We start from the raw sequence: 15,555 nt of genomic DNA on the forward strand, positions 1-15,555 counted from the left end.
GGCAAGTTACAGATTACGATTTGGTTGCTTGCTCGAAACGGCGCAGCAGTTGATTCCCGCGCTGAACGGCGGAATCCAGCGCCTGTTGCGGGGTTTTCTTGCCGGTCCACACGCTCTCCAGCTCTTCATCAACGATGGTGCGAATTTGCGGCATGTTGCCCAGGCGCAGGCCTTTGGTGAACGGCAACGGCGGCTTGTTCAGCATCTGGCGAGTGGCGATATCAGCGCCTGGGTTCTTATCATAGAAACCCTGCTGGCGCGTCAGATCGTAGGCCGCGGTGGTAATCGGCAGGTAACCGGTTTTCTGGTGCCACTCGGCGGCGTTTTCCGGTTTGGTCAGGAAGTCGAGGAACTTCGCCACGCCGGTGTAGGTCTCTTTGTCCTTGCCCTGCATCACCCACAGGCTGGCCCCGCCGATGATGGCGTTCTGCGGCGCGCCTTTCACATCAGCGTCGTAAGGCATCATGCCGACGCCGTAGTTGAATTTCGCGTACTGACGAATATCCGCCAGCGAACCGGATGAGGCGGTAGTCATCGCGCAGTCGCCGTTATAGAACTTCTCGGTAGATTCATCCTTACGCCCGAAATAGCTGAAATCGCCTTTCTTGTTCATCTCTTCGAGCAGCGCGATATGCTTCACCTGCTCCGGCTTGTTGAACTCAAGAACCGCGTCGGTACCGTCAAAGCCGTTATTTTTCGTGGCGACCGGCAGGCCGTTCCAGGCGCTGAAGTTCTCAATCTGGATCCAGCCCTGCCAACCGCTGGCGTAGCCGCACTTCATTCCGGCCGCTTTCAGTTTGGCGGTGTAAGCCGCCAGATCCTGCCAGGTTTTCGGCGGCTGCTCAGGGTCCAGACCCGCTTTCTTGAAGGCGTCTTTGTTGTAGTACAGCACCGGCGTGGAGCTGTTAAACGGCTGGGAGAGCAGATGGCCGGTTTTTGAATCGGTGTAATAACCGGACACCGTCGGTACGAACTGCGATTCATCGAACTTAATACCCGCATCGCTAAAGACCTGGTACACCGGCTTAATAGCTTTTGACGCCATCATAGTGGCGGTGCCGACTTCATACACCTGCAGAATCGCCGGCGCGTTGCCGGTACGGAAGGCGGCGATACCGGCGCTCAGGCTCTGCTCGTAGTTGCCTTTGTACATCGGAACAATTTTGTAATCAGGATTGGCCGCGTTGAAACGTTGCGCCAGAGAATCAACTTCTTTACCCAGTTCCCCTTCCATCGAGTGCCAGAAAGGGATGGTGGTTACTGCCAGTGCCTGGCCAGCAAATGCCAGGCTCAGCGCCAGTCCTAAAGCTGTATGTCGTAACGATATCATCGGTTATCTCTCTTGTTGTTCCGGATGCGCGATTTCACGCGTTTTATGTTCGCGGGGTAACATGACATGTTCGAATTACAGAAAAATAACTTTTTTATTACAAAAAAAAGATAGTAACGGGTCAGAGAGATGACAAGCCGATGAAAGGACGGGGGAAGTAAAGTGGGAGCTGAGACACGGATAATATTCGTGCGATCGGCTCCCGGGGTCGGCGCAAGCGCCTCGCCCGGGCTACAAACCGGCGAAATGAATGACGCCGGGTTACAATGTATTAACCGCCGAGATAGGCGCTGCGCACCGCCTCGTTGGCCAACAGCGCGTCGCCGGTATCCTCCAGCACCACGTGACCGTTTTCCAGTACGTAGCCGCGATCGGCCAGCTTCAGCGCCTGGTTGGCGTTCTGCTCAACCAGGAAGATCGTCATCCCCTGCTCACGCAGCTGTTCGATGGTATCGAAAATCTGCTGAATGATAATCGGCGCCAGCCCCAATGAGGGCTCATCAAGCAGCAGCAGGCGCGGCTGGCTCATCAGAGCGCGACCGATCGCCAGCATCTGCTGCTCGCCGCCGGACATGGTGCCGGCGCGCTGAATACGGCGTTCATGCAGACGCGGGAACAGCTCATACACCCATTTGATGCGGGTATGAAACTGGTCGCGGTCGGCAAAAAAACCGCCCATCGCCAGGTTCTCTTCCACCGTCATGCGCGAAAAGACGCGTCGCCCTTCCGGCACGATCGCCACCGCTTCACGCATGATTTTCGCCGTCTGCCAGTCGGTAATATCCTTACCGTCAAAGACAATGCGCCCGCTGGAAGCCCGCGGATCGCCGCACAGCGTACCAAGTAGGGTGGTTTTCCCTGCGCCGTTGGCGCCGATAAGCGTGACGATCTCACCCTGTTTGATATGCAGGCTGACGTTGTGCAGCGCCTGAATCTTGCCGTAGTGGGCGCTGACATTGTCAAAAGTTAACATCGCTTTTTCCATCTTATGCGTCACCACCATTATGCTTCACCTAAATAGGCGCGGATCACGTCCGGGTTATTACGAATCTCTTCCGGCGTCCCGTTGGCCAGCGGCGTCCCCTGGTTCACGACGTAGATGCGATCGGAAATGCCCATCACCAGCTTCATATCATGTTCGATAAGCAGGATGGTGGTGTTGTGATGGCTACGCAGCTCGGCGATAAGCTCATCCAGCTCTTTGGTCTCTTTCGGGTTAAGCCCCGCCGCCGGTTCATCAAGCATCAGGATCTCCGGCTGCGTCACCATACAGCGAGCAATCTCCAGCCGGCGCTGGTCGCCGTAGGCCAGGTTGCTGGCCTGACGGTTGGCATGCTCCAGCAGGCCGATACGCTCAAGCCAGGTGGCGGCCCGATCCAGCGCTTCGCTCTGTGCGCGACGGAAGGCCGGCGTTTTCAGCAGACCGGAGAAGACGCCGGTTTTCAGCTGTTGATGCTGCGCCACCAGCAGATTTTCAATCACCGTCATTTCGCGGAACAGACGCACGTGCTGGAAGGTTCGTACCACCCCCATCCGCGCAATCTGCTGCCCCGGCAGCCCTTCCAGATGCTGGTCGCGCAGCATAATGGTGCCGCCGGTAGGTTTATAGAAACCGGTCAGGCAGTTAAAAACGGTGGTTTTTCCCGCGCCGTTTGGGCCAATTAAGGAAACGATCTCCTGCGGGCGCAGCTCAAGGGAGACGTTATTGACCGCCAGCAGGCCGCCAAAACGCATCATCAGGCCGTTCACGGATAATATTGGCTGACTCATGCCTGCTCTCCTTTCGCCTGACCGTTTTTCAGCTTCAGCTGCGGGCGCGTCATCGGCAGCAGCCCCTGCGGACGCCAGATCATCATCAGCACCATCAACCCACCGAGCATTAACATGCTGTATTCGTTGAAATCACGCATCAGCTCGCGCGATACCACCAGCAGAATAGCCGCCAGGATCACTGCAAACTGCGAGCCCATACCACCCAGCACCACGATCGCCAGCACAAAGGCCGACTCGGCGAAGGTAAAGGACTCCGGGCTCACGAAGCCCTGGCGCGCGGCGAACAGCGTGCCGGCAAATCCGGCAAACGCGGCGCTGATAGTAAAGGCGGTCAGCTTGATGCGCGTCGGGCTCAGGCCCAGCGAACGACAGGCGATTTCATCTTCACGCAGCGCTTCCCACGCCCGCCCGAGCGGCATCCGCAGCAGACGGTTAATAACGAACAGGCTGAGCACCACCAGCAGCAACGCTACCAGATAGAGGAAAATCACCCTATCGCTGGGATCGTACTTCAGACCGAAGAAGTTGCTGAAGGTATCCCAGCCGCCTTCACGGGCGGTACGGCTAAATTCAAGACCAAAGAAAGTCGGTTTCGGGATCTGGCTGATACCGTTCGGTCCGCCGGTGATCTCGGTATTGTTGAGCAGCAGAATACGCACGATCTCGCCGAAGCCTAAGGTCACAATCGCCAGATAATCGCCGCGCAGACGCAGCACCGGGAAGCCCAGCAGGAAGCCGGCCGCCGCGGAAACCAGGCCGGCCAGCGGCAGGCAGGTCCAGAAGCCGAGACCGTAATAGTGGTTAAGCAGCGCAAAGGTATAGGCGCCGATGGCGTAAAACCCGCCGTAGCCCAATACCAGCAGGCCGGAAAGCCCAACCACCACGTTCAGTCCGAGACCAAGGATGATATAAATCATCGTCAAGGTGGCGATATCCACCGTACCGCGCGACACCATAAACGGCCAGGCCACGGCAATCACCAGCAGGGCTATCAGAAACAGCTTCTGCTTGACCGTCGACCCGTCAATCGCCGGCATAATAAATTTCGGCCCGGAAACGTTCTTAACCGCTTTCTGGAACAGCGGGCGCAGCAGTTGGAAGAAAAAGACCACCGCGGTGCCGATGAAAATCCACTGCCAACGAATATCGGCGGCGGTATCGACCACCAGTTTGGTGCCATTCAGCTCCAGCTGCACGCCCATAAAGACGCCCGCCAGAACAAAGAACATCGCGGCGGAAAGCAGCGCCATCGCAATTTGCATCGGTTTCATACTTTTTCTACCTCCGGGCGGCCCAGAATTCCGGTCGGCATTACTAACAGCACCAGAATCAGCAGCGCGAAGGAGACGACGTCCTTATATTCGGTGCTGAGATAGGCAGAAGAGAGCGCCTCGGCGATACCCAGAATCAGGCCGCCGATCATCGCGCCAGGGATACTGCCGATACCGCCGAGCACAGCTGCGGTAAAGGCCTTCATCCCGGCCATAAAGCCGATGTAGGGGTTAATTACGCCGTAGAACTGCCCCAGCAGGACGCCCGCGACCGCCGCCATCGCTGCGCCAATGACGAAGGTCAGCGCAATAACGCGGTCGGTATTGATGCCCAGCAGGCTCGCCATTTTCAGATCTTCCGCACAGGCGCGGCAGGCGCGGCCCATTCGCGAATAGCGAATAAACAGCGTCAGCGCCAGCATGGCGATAAAGGTAACGACCCAGATGACCAGCTGCATGGTAGTGATAGTGGCGGAGAAATTATCGCTGTGGCCGACAATCCACTGGCCGTTAAAGAGACTCGGCAGCGCGACATCGCGCGAGCCTTCGGTCAGGCTGACAAAGTTCTGCAGGAATATCGACATCCCGATGGCGGAAATCAGCGCGATCAGACGTTTGGAGCTGCGCACTGGCCGATAGGCCACGCGCTCGATACTCCAGCCGTAGGCGCTGGCGATAATGATGGCGCCAATAAAGCCTGCGGCGACCAGCAGCCAGCCGGTATCGATCCCCAGCATCATCAGGGCGGCGATAATCATGAACGAGACGTAGCTGCCGATCATGTAGACCTCGCCGTGGGCGAAGTTAATCATGCCGATAATGCCGTACACCATCGTATAGCCGATAGCGATCAGCGCATAGGTACTGCCCAGCGTGACGCCGTTAAACATCTGCTGCAGAAAATAGAGAAACTGCTCGGACATAAGGTAACCTTTTTCATGCCGCCCGCGCGGTGCGGGCGGTGGGATAACGCGTCTTACTTAGCGACGGTGGATGAACCATCCGCGTGCCACTGGAAGACACCAAATTCAAATCCCTTCAGATCGCCTTTTTCATCCCAATTCAGCGGCCCAATCACGGTCTTCGCGCCGTGAGCTTTCAAATCTTTAATTAAATCCAGCGGCTGCTGGCTGCCGGTTCTGTCCATCGCTTGCGCCAGCGACTGAACGGCGGCATAGGTGATCCAGACGTATGGACCACTCGGATCTTTTTTATCCGCTTTCAGCGCATCAACAATAGCGCTGTTGGACGGATCCTGGTCATAGCGTTTTGGCATCGTCACCAGCATACCTTCCGCCGCCGCGCCGGCGATGTTGGACAGCGAGGCGTTACCGACGCCTTCCGGCCCCATAAACTGCGTTTTCAGGCCGACGGAGCGCGCCTGGCGCAGCATCTGCCCCATTTCCGGGTAGTAGCCGCCGTAGTAGACGAAGTCGATATTCTCTTTCTTCAGGCGCGCCAGCAGCGCGGAGAAGTCTTTCTCGCCGGCGGTGATGCCATCAAAGAAGACGATATTGGCGCCGGCTTTCTTCAGGTTGTCCTGCACGGAACGCGCCAGCCCTTCGCCGTACTGCTGCTTGTCATGAATAATCGCAATACGCTGCGGCTTCACCTGTTCGAGGATATATTTCGCGGCGGTCGGCCCCTGGGAAGAGTCAAGACCTGCGGTACGCATAATGTACTGGTAGCCACGCTGGGTGAGTTCCGGGTTGGTCGCCCCGGGGGAGATCATCAGGATGCCTTCATCTTCATAGATGTCAGACGCCGGCTGGGTGGAGGAGGAACAGAGGTGGCCAATAACGTACTGAATGCCATCATTGACGATTTTGTTGGCGACCGCGACCGCTTGTTTCGGATCGCAGGCGTCGTCATATTCGACGCCAACCAGTTTGTCGCCTTTAATGCCGCCGCTGGCGTTAATGTCTTTAATCGCCTGGCGCGCGCCGTTGAATTCCATATCGCCCCACTGGGCAACCGGGCCAGACATCGCGCCGACGACGGCGACTTTAATATCCTTTGCCAACGCCGCGTGGGAAATCGCTAATGCAACGACTCCCGCGATGATCGTTTTCGCGTTCCTTTTCATGCTTCAGAACCCCGTTCGTGATGTGATGTAAATGTTTTGTATTTTTATGGTTAAAAAGCATTCTGTGCTTTTATTAAACAACGCCATTTTTACCATGAACTTTAATGGTTTAGCGCAGTTTTTTACCTGAATTATGATTAAAATCTCTATTTTTCAGGTGATTAAGAAAAGATAATATTCTGGTTTAAGGCGAAGATAAACAAAAAAAAGTCCAGTTCACAGCATAAAATAACGGCATATAAGGCGGAATAAAACGCTACATATCAGGTTAAAACTCTGCTTATTTTTCGATCCATGATGTATTGCGCTACCCCCGCGCAACTAGGAAAACGAATCCCCTGATGAATGAGTTGAAAACAGCGCCCCGCCGAACGAGAAATTTGAGTACACTGGCGCATCTGTTTTGACTGGAATTGCCGCGTATGAAGCTCACCATTATCCGTTTACAGCACTTCAGCGATCAGGATCGCATTGATTTAGGCAAAATCTGGCCGTCGCAGGATCCTGCGGCGCTGACGCTGGATGAAAACCATCGTATTTACGCCGCCCGCTTTAACGAACGCCTGCTCGGCGCCGTACGCGTTACCCTGCGCGGCGTTGAAGGCGAGCTCAGCGATCTGTGCGTGCGTGAAGTCACCCGCCGCCGCGGCGTTGGGCAATATTTAGTGGAAGAGACGTTAAGCGATAACCCGAATATCAATAGCTGGCGCGTTGCCGATAGCGGGGTGGAAGACCGCGGCGTGATGGCGGCATTTATGCAGGCGCTCGGTTTCAGCGCCCAGCAGAATGGTTGGGAAAAGCATTAGGCCGTAGCCCTAATAAACGCAGCGTGACCAGGGAAGAACCCGGCGGCGCTTCGCTTAGCCGGGCTACCTGGAAATTGTAGCCCCGGTAAGCGCAGCGCAACCGGGGTCAGACAACGCATCTGCGGCGTGAAAGGCGCCCTCACATTTAACCCAGCATTTCGCGTTGCAGGAAGGCGTCAAGACCCGAAATCCCCGGGAGCTTACATCAGTAAGTGACCGGGGTTGAGGGCCGCAGACAACGCATCTGCGGCGTGAAAGGCGCCGGTTAAATTATTTGGCGTCGGTTGCCGTACCGTTAGCATGCCAGGTAAACACGCCGAACTCGAACCCTTTCAGGTCGCCTTTCTCATCCCACGACAGCGGCCCCATGACGGTATCCACCTTCGCCCCTTTCAGGTATTTCGCGATTTCCGCCGGATCTTCAGACTGATTTAACCCCGCCTGCAGCGACTGCAGTGCCGCATAGGTGGTCCACACGAAGGCGCCGCTCGGATCCTGTTTCTTCGCTTTGATAGCATCCACAATTGGTTTGTTCGCCGGAACCTGATCGTAGTTCTTCGGTTTGGTGACCAGCAGGCCTTCTGCCGACTCGCCGGCGATATTAGACAGGGAAACGTTAGCCACGCCTTCCGGGCCCATAAACTGGGTTTTCAGACCGGCTGCGCGCGCCTGGCGCAGGATCTGCCCCATTTCCGGGTGATAACCGCCGTAGTAGACGAAGTCGATATTTTCTTTCTTCAGGCGCGCCACGAGGGTAGAGAAATCTTTCTCACCGGCGGTGATCCCGTCAAAGAACACCACGTTGGCGCCGCCTTTCTTCAGGTTTTCCTGAACTGAGCGCGCCAGCCCTTCGCCATATTGCTGTTTGTCATGAACCACAGCGATGCGCTGCGGCTTCACCGTGCCGAGAATATATTTCGCCGCCGTCGGGCCCTGATCGGAGTCGAGACCGGTGGTGCGCAGAATCAGCTTATAGCCGCGCGCCGTCAGCTCCGGCGCGGTTGCCGCCGGGGTAATCATCAGGATGCCTTCGTCTTCATAGATGTCAGACGCCGGCTGGGTGGATGAGGAACACAGGTGACCGATAACGTATTTAATGCCGTCATTCACCACTTTGTTCGCGACCGCCACCGCTTGTTTCGGGTCACAGGCATCGTCATATTTCACGATCTGCAGTTTGTTGCCCTTGATACCGCCCTTGGCGTTGATATCCGCTACCGCCTGCTCCGCGCCGGTAAATTCCTGGTCGCCATACTGGGCAACCGGGCCGGACATCGCTCCCACGACGGCAATTTTAATGTCTTCCGCCAGCGCGGAACCGCTCATAATTAAAGCAATACATCCTGCCAGTAACGCTTTACCCTTCATATTCATCCTGAGGCTCCCCATTATTATGGTTTTTGCATTTGTTGTGATGTTGTTTGTCAGCGCATTATTCTGATTTTTTAGTCATAATAAGTGTAGTATGACTGCATTTGGGTCTGCCGCCTGCGCTTTTGCAGCACACTATGCCAAAACATACCCCATTTTTCAGAATTTGAAACAACAATTTGCAAGAGATGTAAAAGTTATGTGACTGAAGCTAAAGGTCGCGGCAAATCGCGCGGAGAGGGGAAACGGGTATGACGGGGATATAAAACAAAAAGCCCCCGCTGAAACAGCAGAGGCTTAATTCATTACGGCGCAGAAAGTCGAAGATTAAGCTTCGATAGCGGCGCGCAGTTTTTTCATCGCGTTCTTTTCCAGCTGACGAACACGTTCAGCTGAGACGCCATAACGATCCGCCAGCTCCTGCAGCGTGGACTTGTTGTCCTCGTCCAGCCAGCGAGCGCGGATGATGTCCTGGCTACGCTCGTCCAGGCCCTGCATCGCATCAGTCAGTTTATTAGCAGCCTGCTCTTCCCAGTTATCGTCTTCGATGCCGTCGGCAAAGTTAGACGTTTTGTCCTGCAGATAGAGCACCGGCGCCATCGGCTGGCTATCGGATTCGTCATCGGACGACATATCAAAGGTCATGTCCTGCGCTGCCATACGTGATTCCATCTCACGTACGTCTTTGCTCGACACACCCAGCTCGCGGGCAACCATCTCTACTTCGTCCTGGTTAAACCAGCCCAGACGCTGCTTGGTTTTACGCAGGTTGAAGAACAGCTTACGCTGCGCTTTGGTGGTTGCGACTTTAACGATACGCCAGTTACGCAGCACGTATTCGTGGATTTCCGCTTTAATCCAGTGCACGGCGAAGGAAACCAGTCGCACACCCACTTCCGGGTTGAAACGACGTACGGCTTTCATCAGACCGATGTTACCTTCCTGAATCAGGTCCGCCTGCGGCAGGCCATAGCCCGAGTAGTTACGAGCAATATGAACAACAAAGCGCAGGTGAGACAGAATCAGCTTTTTCGCTGCTTCCAGATCGCCCTGGTAATGCAGCTTTTCAGCAAGCTCCCGCTCTTCATCAGCCGATAACATCGGCCAAGTGTTAGCAGCCCGGATGTACGATTCCAGGTTACCAACGGGGGCTAAAGCTAAAGTTTGCATTTCTTTGGTCATTCAAATCCTCTCAATCGATAGTGTCTGACATGATCTTGTCCCCATCAGGCAACAAACATGCCAGCATTTATGAGCAACGAGAATATCACCCACAGTAGTATCAGACAGTGATTTTATCCACAAGTTCCATGCAACGTTGTGAGTAAATTACGCACAAAATGTGACATGGAGATGAAAGATTAGGGAAGAGGCGAACAGGGACTCTTTCCCTGCAGAGAGATATTCAGTGCAGGGAAAGATTATACCAGAAAATTTTTAGTCGGGGGTAAAGTGACGTAAATGTTGCACCGTCGCCAGCCATGCCGCGACCCAGCCAATCATCGAGCAGACGATTAGCATCAGCAGGCATTCATCGAAGCCTAAGCCGCTGAGTTCAAATTTAGTACCAAACACTTTCGCCACTTCGGTCACCGCCGAGGAGAGGCGCATCACCAGAATCTCCGACAGAATCAGCGACAAAAACGCCCCGGCGAAGCCCAGCAGCGCGCCGCCGTAGAGGAACGGGCGCAGGATGAAACCGTCGGTAGCGCCGATCAGCTTCTGGACGTTAATGGTGTCGCGGCGGGCGAAGATGCTCAGGCGCACGCTGTTACCAATCACCAGGAACACCGCGGCAATCATCAGCACGCCGATCATCGCCGACACTCGGCCGACCAGCCCGGTCAGCGACGCCAGGCGCGCAAACCAGCTATCGTCCATGCGCACTTCGTCTACCCCCTGAATACGGGAGACGCGATCGCGCAGGGTGTTAAGCGAATCGGTATTCTGGAAATCGAGCTTCGGCACCACAATCGCTACCGCCGGCAACGGGTTCTCTTCCAGCATATCCAGCGCGCCGCCAAACCCGGACCAGTTGCGGAACTCGCCCAGCGCCTCATCGCGCGACAGATAATTTACCTTCTCAACGCCCTGCTCCGCCTGCAGTTGGCCAACCACCCGCGCCGCCGCATCGTCATCCAGCGTTTTTTCCAGATAGACGGTGATCTGCGGCGACGGATAATACTGCGACGCCGCGCTGTTGACGTTTTTGTAGACCATATAGCAGACGCTCGGCAGCGTCAGCGAAATAGCGATCACCATGATGGTGAGGAAGGTCGCCAGCGGCGTGCTTTTTAAATCCTGTAACGCGCCGTGCCAGGCGTAGCGCACCTGCTCGTTAAAGACGTTACTCTTCCGCGATGCCGGGTTCGGCGCCGCTTTTGACCGTTTTGGCGCATTGCGCCCGCCGTTGCCGCCGCCGGTGGCGTTACGGAGACGATCGAACTTGCTGCCGAACTGGCGAATCTGGTTCACTGCGTCGCGCTTATTCACCCCGATGGCCTCCATGCATATGACCGTCGCTTAGCGTCAGGACACGGTACGGACGGCTGGAAATAAGCCCCAGGTCGTGGGTCGCCATCAGTACCGTTACACCTACGCGGTTAAACTCTTCAAACAGACGTAAAATCCCTTCCGAGAGCGCCTCATCGAGGTTACCGGTCGGTTCATCCGCCAGCAGCACCGCCGGCTTGTTGACCACCGCGCGGGCAATGCCCACACGCTGTTGCTCACCGCCGGAGAGTTGGATGGGGAAATTTTTCGCTTTGTCCAGCAGCCCGACTTTATCCAGCGCTGCGGATACGCGGCGGCGAATATCATCGCCGCTGGCGCCGGCGATAATCAGCGGGATCGCCACATTATCGAACACGGTGCGATCCATCAGCAGGTGGTGGTCCTGGAAAATCATGCCGATTTGGCGGCGCAGGAACGGCACCTCGCGGCTCTTCAGGCGGCTGATATCATGGCCGCTGAACAGAATTTTCCCGGCGCTCGGCCGTTCGATACCACAGATAAGCTTCAGCAGGGTACTTTTCCCCGCGCCGGAATGGCCGGTCAGGAACGCCATCTCGCCCTGCTGCAGGTGGAACGTAACCCCCTGCAGCGCTTGTCTCCCACCGAGATAGGCTTTGCTGACTTGTTCAAAGCGAATCATTCTTAATCCTCTCGGGCAAAAAGTGCCTCAATAAAGTCGCCCGCATTAAACGGACGCAGATCTTCAATACGTTCGCCGACGCCAATATAGCGAATCGGAATACTGAACTGGTCAGCCACTGAGAAGATAACCCCGCCCTTCGCGGTTCCGTCAAGCTTAGTCAACGTAATGCCGGTCAGTCCCACCGCTTCGTGGAACAGTTTGGCCTGGCTAATCGCGTTCTGCCCGGTGCTGGCGTCGATGGTTAGCATGACTTCATGCGGCGCGTCGACATCCAGTTTCTTCATTACGCGGACAATCTTCTTCAGTTCTTCCATCAGATGCGATTTATTCTGCAGACGACCCGCGGTATCGGCAATCAGCACATCAATATTGCGCGCTTTCGCCGCCTGAATGGCGTCAAAAATAACCGAGGCTGAATCAGCGCCGGTATGCTGGGCAATCACCGGGATCTCGTTACGCTGGCCCCAGACCTGTAACTGTTCCACCGCCGCCGCGCGGAAGGTATCCCCCGCCGCCAGCATCACGGATTTACCCTGCTGCTCAAACTGACGCGCCAGCTTACCGATGGTGGTGGTTTTACCCACGCCGTTAACGCCGACCATCAGAATAACAAATGGCGTTTTCCCTTCAACATTCAGCGGTTCCTCAACTTTCGTCAGGATCTCGCTCATCTCTTCTTTCAGCAGACCGTATAACGCCTCGGCATCACGCAGCTGCTTACGGCTGGCCCCCTCGGTAAGATTGGTAATAATCTTACGCGTGGTTTCCACCCCAACGTCGGCAATCAGCAGCTGTTCTTCCAGCTCTTCAAACAGATCGTCGTCGATTTTTTTACCGCGGAACAGGCTGATAAATCCGGAACCCAGATTCTGTTTGGTTTTCACCAGGCTGCGTTTTAAGCGGGCGAAGAAACCTTCTTTGGTCGGTTTTTCCTGCTCCTGCGGCGCCGCTTCCTGAGTTTCCGCTTCTTCTTCTGGCGTCTCTTCAACGTCTTGCGCCGCCAGAGCTTGTGCTTCGAGCTCTTCATCGCTTAGTTCGGCTTCGGGCTCTTCCGGGAGGATCTCATCTTCGATGACCTCAGGCTCCGCGACGATAACCTCTTCCGGCGTCTGTTCAGCGACCGCTTCGGCGATAACCGGCTCGGCTATCACCTCTTCAACCAGCGGTTCAGCGACTTTTTCTTCTACCGCAGGAACAACCGGCGCTTCTTCAACTACGATTTCCGACGCCGCGGTCTCTTCCACCACCGGATGCGGCAGTTCACTCTCAACAACCTGTTCGGTAACTTCTACGACCTCGGCGGCAAAGGCCTCGGGGTCTTCTTTTACCGTTTCCGCCGCGGGTACGGCTTCCGCAGGCGTTTCCGCCGCCGGAGCCTTTTCCGCAACCTCTTGTTTTTCTTCTACTTTTTGTTCTGTTTCGCTTTCCTGAGCCTGCTCTTTTTGCCCAAAGCCCAGCCAGGAAAAGAAGCCACGTTTTTTCTCTTTTGCCATTTGCGACCACACTCCTCGCTGTTTATTCATGGCGCAGCTTCGACACAACCGCTTCAGAAGCTGAAAAAATGATGAAATTAGTTGGATAGTCTATCACTTAACTTAACTCGCATCACCGCCCCCGGATTAAGGTTTCGTCAATGGTCTTCGATCGTTAGAATAGCAGGCTGGAAGTTGAGACTTGAGCAAAGAGATGAAGAAACCAAATCACGCAGGCAGCGGCCAGATCCGCATTATCGGCGGACAGTGGCGGGGCCGTAAATTACCGGTGCCGGAGAGCCCGGGTCTGCGCCCGACCACCGACCGGGTTCGGGAAACGCTATTTAACTGGCTGGCGCCGTCGATGGTCGACGCCCACTGCCTTGACTGCTTCGCCGGCAGCGGCGCGCTGGGGCTGGAAGCGCTGTCACGCTATGCCGCCAGCACCACGCTACTGGAGATGGAGCGCAGCGTCGCGCAGCAGCTACAAAAAAATCTCGCGACGCTGAAAGCCAACAACGGCAAGGTGGTCAACACCAACACGCTGGCGTTTCTCAGCCAGCCGGGTACGCCGCACCACATTGTTTTCGTCGATCCTCCCTTCCGCAAAGGGCTACTGGAAGAAACGCTCAGCCTGCTGGAAAAAAACCACTGGCTCGCTGATGAAGCGCTGATTTATGTCGAGAGCGAAGTAGAAAACGGACTACCGCCGGTTCCGGCAAACTGGCAGCTGTATCGCGAAAAAGTCGCCGGACAGGTCGCCTACCGCCTGTATCAACGCGAGGCACAAGGAGAAAACCATGCTGATTAATTTAGGCCGCCTGCTGATGCTATGCGTTTGGGCGTTTTTGCTGTTGAACCTGTTTCAACCTTTCCCAAAACCGCTGAATATCTTCGTTAACGTGGCGCTGATTTTTATGATTCTGATGCATGGCCTGCAGCTGACGCTGTTGAAAGCGACGCAAACGAAAGATGCGCCGCCGCTGAGCCGTTTTGAGCAGATTCGTATTTTCATCTTCGGCGTATTTGAACTGGTGGCCTGGCAGAAAAAGCTGAAGGCCACGCTGAAGAAGAAGTAACGATTAATCCAGGGCTCAGTTATCGGCAACAAAGTCGACGAATTTTGAGCCCTTATAGCTCAGCATTCCCCGGTCGCCGACGCTCAGCGCGTGGTATTGCGGCGCATCAAGGCGGAACACCACTTCCAGACCGCCATTTTCCGGGCGGAAGCTCGCTTCATAACGCATCTCGCTGCCGGCTGGCGTCACCGTCTGCTGGCGCGAGCGGCGATCGTTAATCACCTTTTCCCGCTTATTGCTGACCACCACCCGCTTCTGCAGCAGCGGCGCGGCATCGTTATCCATTTTCTCCCGGCGCTGCTGCACGTAGCGAAACGAGGCCGCCACCACAATCACCGCGACCACCAGCACAAAAAATAGCGGAACTTTACTCATTTGCGTACCCATAAGAATTATCAGGAATAAGGATAACGCGCATTGAATAACGTTGTCATCTTCTGGCCCAAACCACTACACTGAGATCCGGTACCGTAAGCGTAATCGCTTATTTAATGATAACAGATACAGGGACTTACTATGCTTTGGTCGTTTATTGCTGTCTGTTTCTCCGCATGGCTTTACGTCGATGCGTCCTATCGTGGGCCGGCCTGGCAGCGCTGGGTCTTTAAACCGGTCACCCTGCTTCTGTTGCTGCTGTTAGCCTGGCAGGCGCCGATGTTCAACGCCATTAGCTACCTGGTGCTGGCGGGCCTGTGCGCTTCGCTGCTCGGCGATGCGTTAACCCTGCTGCCGCGCCAGCGGGTGATGTACGCGGTTGGCGCATTCTTCCTCTCTCATCTGCTGTATACGATCTGGTTCGCCAGCCAGATGACGCTTTCGTTCTTCTGGCCGCTGCCGCTGGTACTGCTGGTGCTCGGCGCGCTGCTGCTGGCGATTATCTGGACCCGGCTGGAAGAGATGCGCATGCCGGTGCTGACCTTTATCGGTATGACTCTGGTGATGGTGTGGCTGGCGGGCGAACTGTGGTTCGTGCGGCCGACCGATACCGCGCTCTCCGGCTTCCTTGGCGCCGCTTCGCTGCTGTTGGGTAACGCCGTCTGGCTGATTAGCCACTATCGCCGTCGCTTCCGCGCCGATAACGCCATTTCCGCGGCCTTCTACTTTGCCGGGCACTTCCTGATCGTTCGCGCACTGTATCTGTAATTTACTGCTTGACTCTGGAGTCGACTCCAGAGTGTATCCTGCGGGTAATGAGAAAATTATCATTACC

The 15,555-nt window shown here is 55.7% G+C and carries 16 protein-coding genes; 4 read left to right on the forward strand and 12 right to left on the reverse strand.

Translation table 11 applies throughout. The features are described 5' to 3' along the window. Positions 1-13: 13 nt before the first annotated feature. The 6 genes from ugpB to livK form a co-directional block, all read right to left on the reverse strand. The gene (gene ugpB, locus ABLU78_RS07665; protein ID WP_015703703.1) at positions 14-1,330 is read right to left on the reverse strand and encodes a sn-glycerol-3-phosphate ABC transporter substrate-binding protein UgpB; all 1,317 of its coding nucleotides are present in this window, start codon (positions 1,328-1,330) and stop codon (positions 14-16) included. Positions 1,331-1,601: 271 nt separating this feature from the next. Further along, a complete protein-coding gene (livF, locus tag ABLU78_RS07670; RefSeq protein ID WP_086538103.1) occupies positions 1,602-2,315 on the reverse strand; it encodes a high-affinity branched-chain amino acid ABC transporter ATP-binding protein LivF in 714 nt (237 codons plus the stop codon). Positions 2,316-2,332: 17 nt separating this feature from the next. Next, positions 2,333-3,100 (reverse strand): high-affinity branched-chain amino acid ABC transporter ATP-binding protein LivG, encoded by a 768-nt coding sequence (gene livG, locus ABLU78_RS07675; protein ID WP_015369325.1) that lies wholly within the window; start codon positions 3,098-3,100, stop codon positions 2,333-2,335. Further along, positions 3,097-4,374: a branched chain amino acid ABC transporter permease LivM gene (gene livM, locus ABLU78_RS07680; protein WP_015369324.1), complete on the reverse strand. Its 1,278-nt coding sequence runs from the start codon at positions 4,372-4,374 to the stop codon at positions 3,097-3,099. Before livM ends, livG begins: the two co-directional genes overlap by 4 nt. Beyond that, positions 4,371-5,297 (reverse strand): high-affinity branched-chain amino acid ABC transporter permease LivH, encoded by a 927-nt coding sequence (gene livH / locus ABLU78_RS07685; RefSeq protein WP_015369323.1) that lies wholly within the window; start codon positions 5,295-5,297, stop codon positions 4,371-4,373. The genes livM and livH overlap by 4 nt, the downstream gene beginning before the upstream one ends. Positions 5,298-5,350: 53 nt before the next feature. Further along, the gene (gene livK, locus ABLU78_RS07690) at positions 5,351-6,460 is read right to left on the reverse strand and encodes a high-affinity branched-chain amino acid ABC transporter substrate-binding protein LivK (RefSeq protein ID WP_015369322.1); all 1,110 of its coding nucleotides are present in this window, start codon (positions 6,458-6,460) and stop codon (positions 5,351-5,353) included. A gap of 422 nt (positions 6,461-6,882) precedes the next feature. On the opposite strand from livK, the gene panM reads away from it, so the two are divergent. Then, positions 6,883-7,266: an aspartate 1-decarboxylase autocleavage activator PanM gene (panM, locus tag ABLU78_RS07695; RefSeq protein ID WP_045375774.1), complete on the forward strand. Its 384-nt coding sequence runs from the start codon at positions 6,883-6,885 to the stop codon at positions 7,264-7,266. Between the two features lie 270 nt (positions 7,267-7,536). On the opposite strand, the gene livJ is transcribed toward panM, so the two are convergent. The 5 genes from livJ to ftsY form a co-directional block, all read right to left on the reverse strand. Then, positions 7,537-8,640 carry a branched chain amino acid ABC transporter substrate-binding protein LivJ gene (gene livJ, locus ABLU78_RS07700; protein ID WP_015369319.1) on the reverse strand — a complete coding sequence of 368 codons (1,104 nt, stop codon included), beginning with the start codon at positions 8,638-8,640 and terminating at the stop codon, positions 7,537-7,539. Positions 8,641-8,964: 324 nt separating this feature from the next. Further along, on the reverse strand, positions 8,965-9,819 hold the full coding sequence (rpoH, locus tag ABLU78_RS07705; RefSeq protein ID WP_002920815.1) for an RNA polymerase sigma factor RpoH: 855 nt from the start codon (positions 9,817-9,819) through the stop codon (positions 8,965-8,967). A gap of 255 nt (positions 9,820-10,074) precedes the next feature. After that, positions 10,075-11,130 (reverse strand): permease-like cell division protein FtsX, encoded by a 1,056-nt coding sequence (gene ftsX / locus ABLU78_RS07710; RefSeq protein ID WP_032710034.1) that lies wholly within the window; start codon positions 11,128-11,130, stop codon positions 10,075-10,077. Further along, positions 11,123-11,791 (reverse strand): cell division ATP-binding protein FtsE, encoded by a 669-nt coding sequence (gene ftsE / locus ABLU78_RS07715; protein ID WP_015369317.1) that lies wholly within the window; start codon positions 11,789-11,791, stop codon positions 11,123-11,125. Before ftsE ends, ftsX begins: the two co-directional genes overlap by 8 nt. Before the next feature lie 2 nt (positions 11,792-11,793). Further along, on the reverse strand, positions 11,794-13,287 hold the full coding sequence (gene ftsY / locus ABLU78_RS07720) for a signal recognition particle-docking protein FtsY (protein WP_048229962.1): 1,494 nt from the start codon (positions 13,285-13,287) through the stop codon (positions 11,794-11,796). A gap of 193 nt (positions 13,288-13,480) precedes the next feature. Here ftsY and rsmD point away from each other — a divergent pair, with 193 nt between their 5' ends. After that, on the forward strand, positions 13,481-14,077 hold the full coding sequence (gene rsmD, locus ABLU78_RS07725) for a 16S rRNA (guanine(966)-N(2))-methyltransferase (protein ID WP_032713201.1): 597 nt from the start codon (positions 13,481-13,483) through the stop codon (positions 14,075-14,077). Then, complete coding sequence (locus tag ABLU78_RS07730) at positions 14,067-14,345, forward strand: DUF1145 family protein (RefSeq protein WP_015369314.1); 279 nt, start codon at positions 14,067-14,069, stop codon at positions 14,343-14,345. The genes rsmD and ABLU78_RS07730 overlap by 11 nt, the downstream gene beginning before the upstream one ends. Positions 14,346-14,360: 15 nt before the next feature. Here ABLU78_RS07730 and ABLU78_RS07735 read toward each other — a convergent pair whose 3' ends face one another. Beyond that, on the reverse strand, positions 14,361-14,720 hold the full coding sequence (locus tag ABLU78_RS07735; RefSeq protein ID WP_020077761.1) for a DUF2500 domain-containing protein: 360 nt from the start codon (positions 14,718-14,720) through the stop codon (positions 14,361-14,363). Positions 14,721-14,861: 141 nt separating this feature from the next. On the opposite strand from ABLU78_RS07735, the gene ABLU78_RS07740 reads away from it, so the two are divergent. Continuing rightward, entirely contained in the window at positions 14,862-15,488 is a 627-nt protein-coding gene (locus tag ABLU78_RS07740) for a lysoplasmalogenase (RefSeq protein ID WP_015369312.1), read from the forward strand. Positions 15,489-15,555 lie beyond the last annotated feature (67 nt).

Source organism: Klebsiella sp. JN_Kp122, assembly GCF_040062085.1.
Taxonomy (GTDB): Bacteria; Pseudomonadota; Gammaproteobacteria; order Enterobacterales; family Enterobacteriaceae; genus Klebsiella; species Klebsiella aerogenes.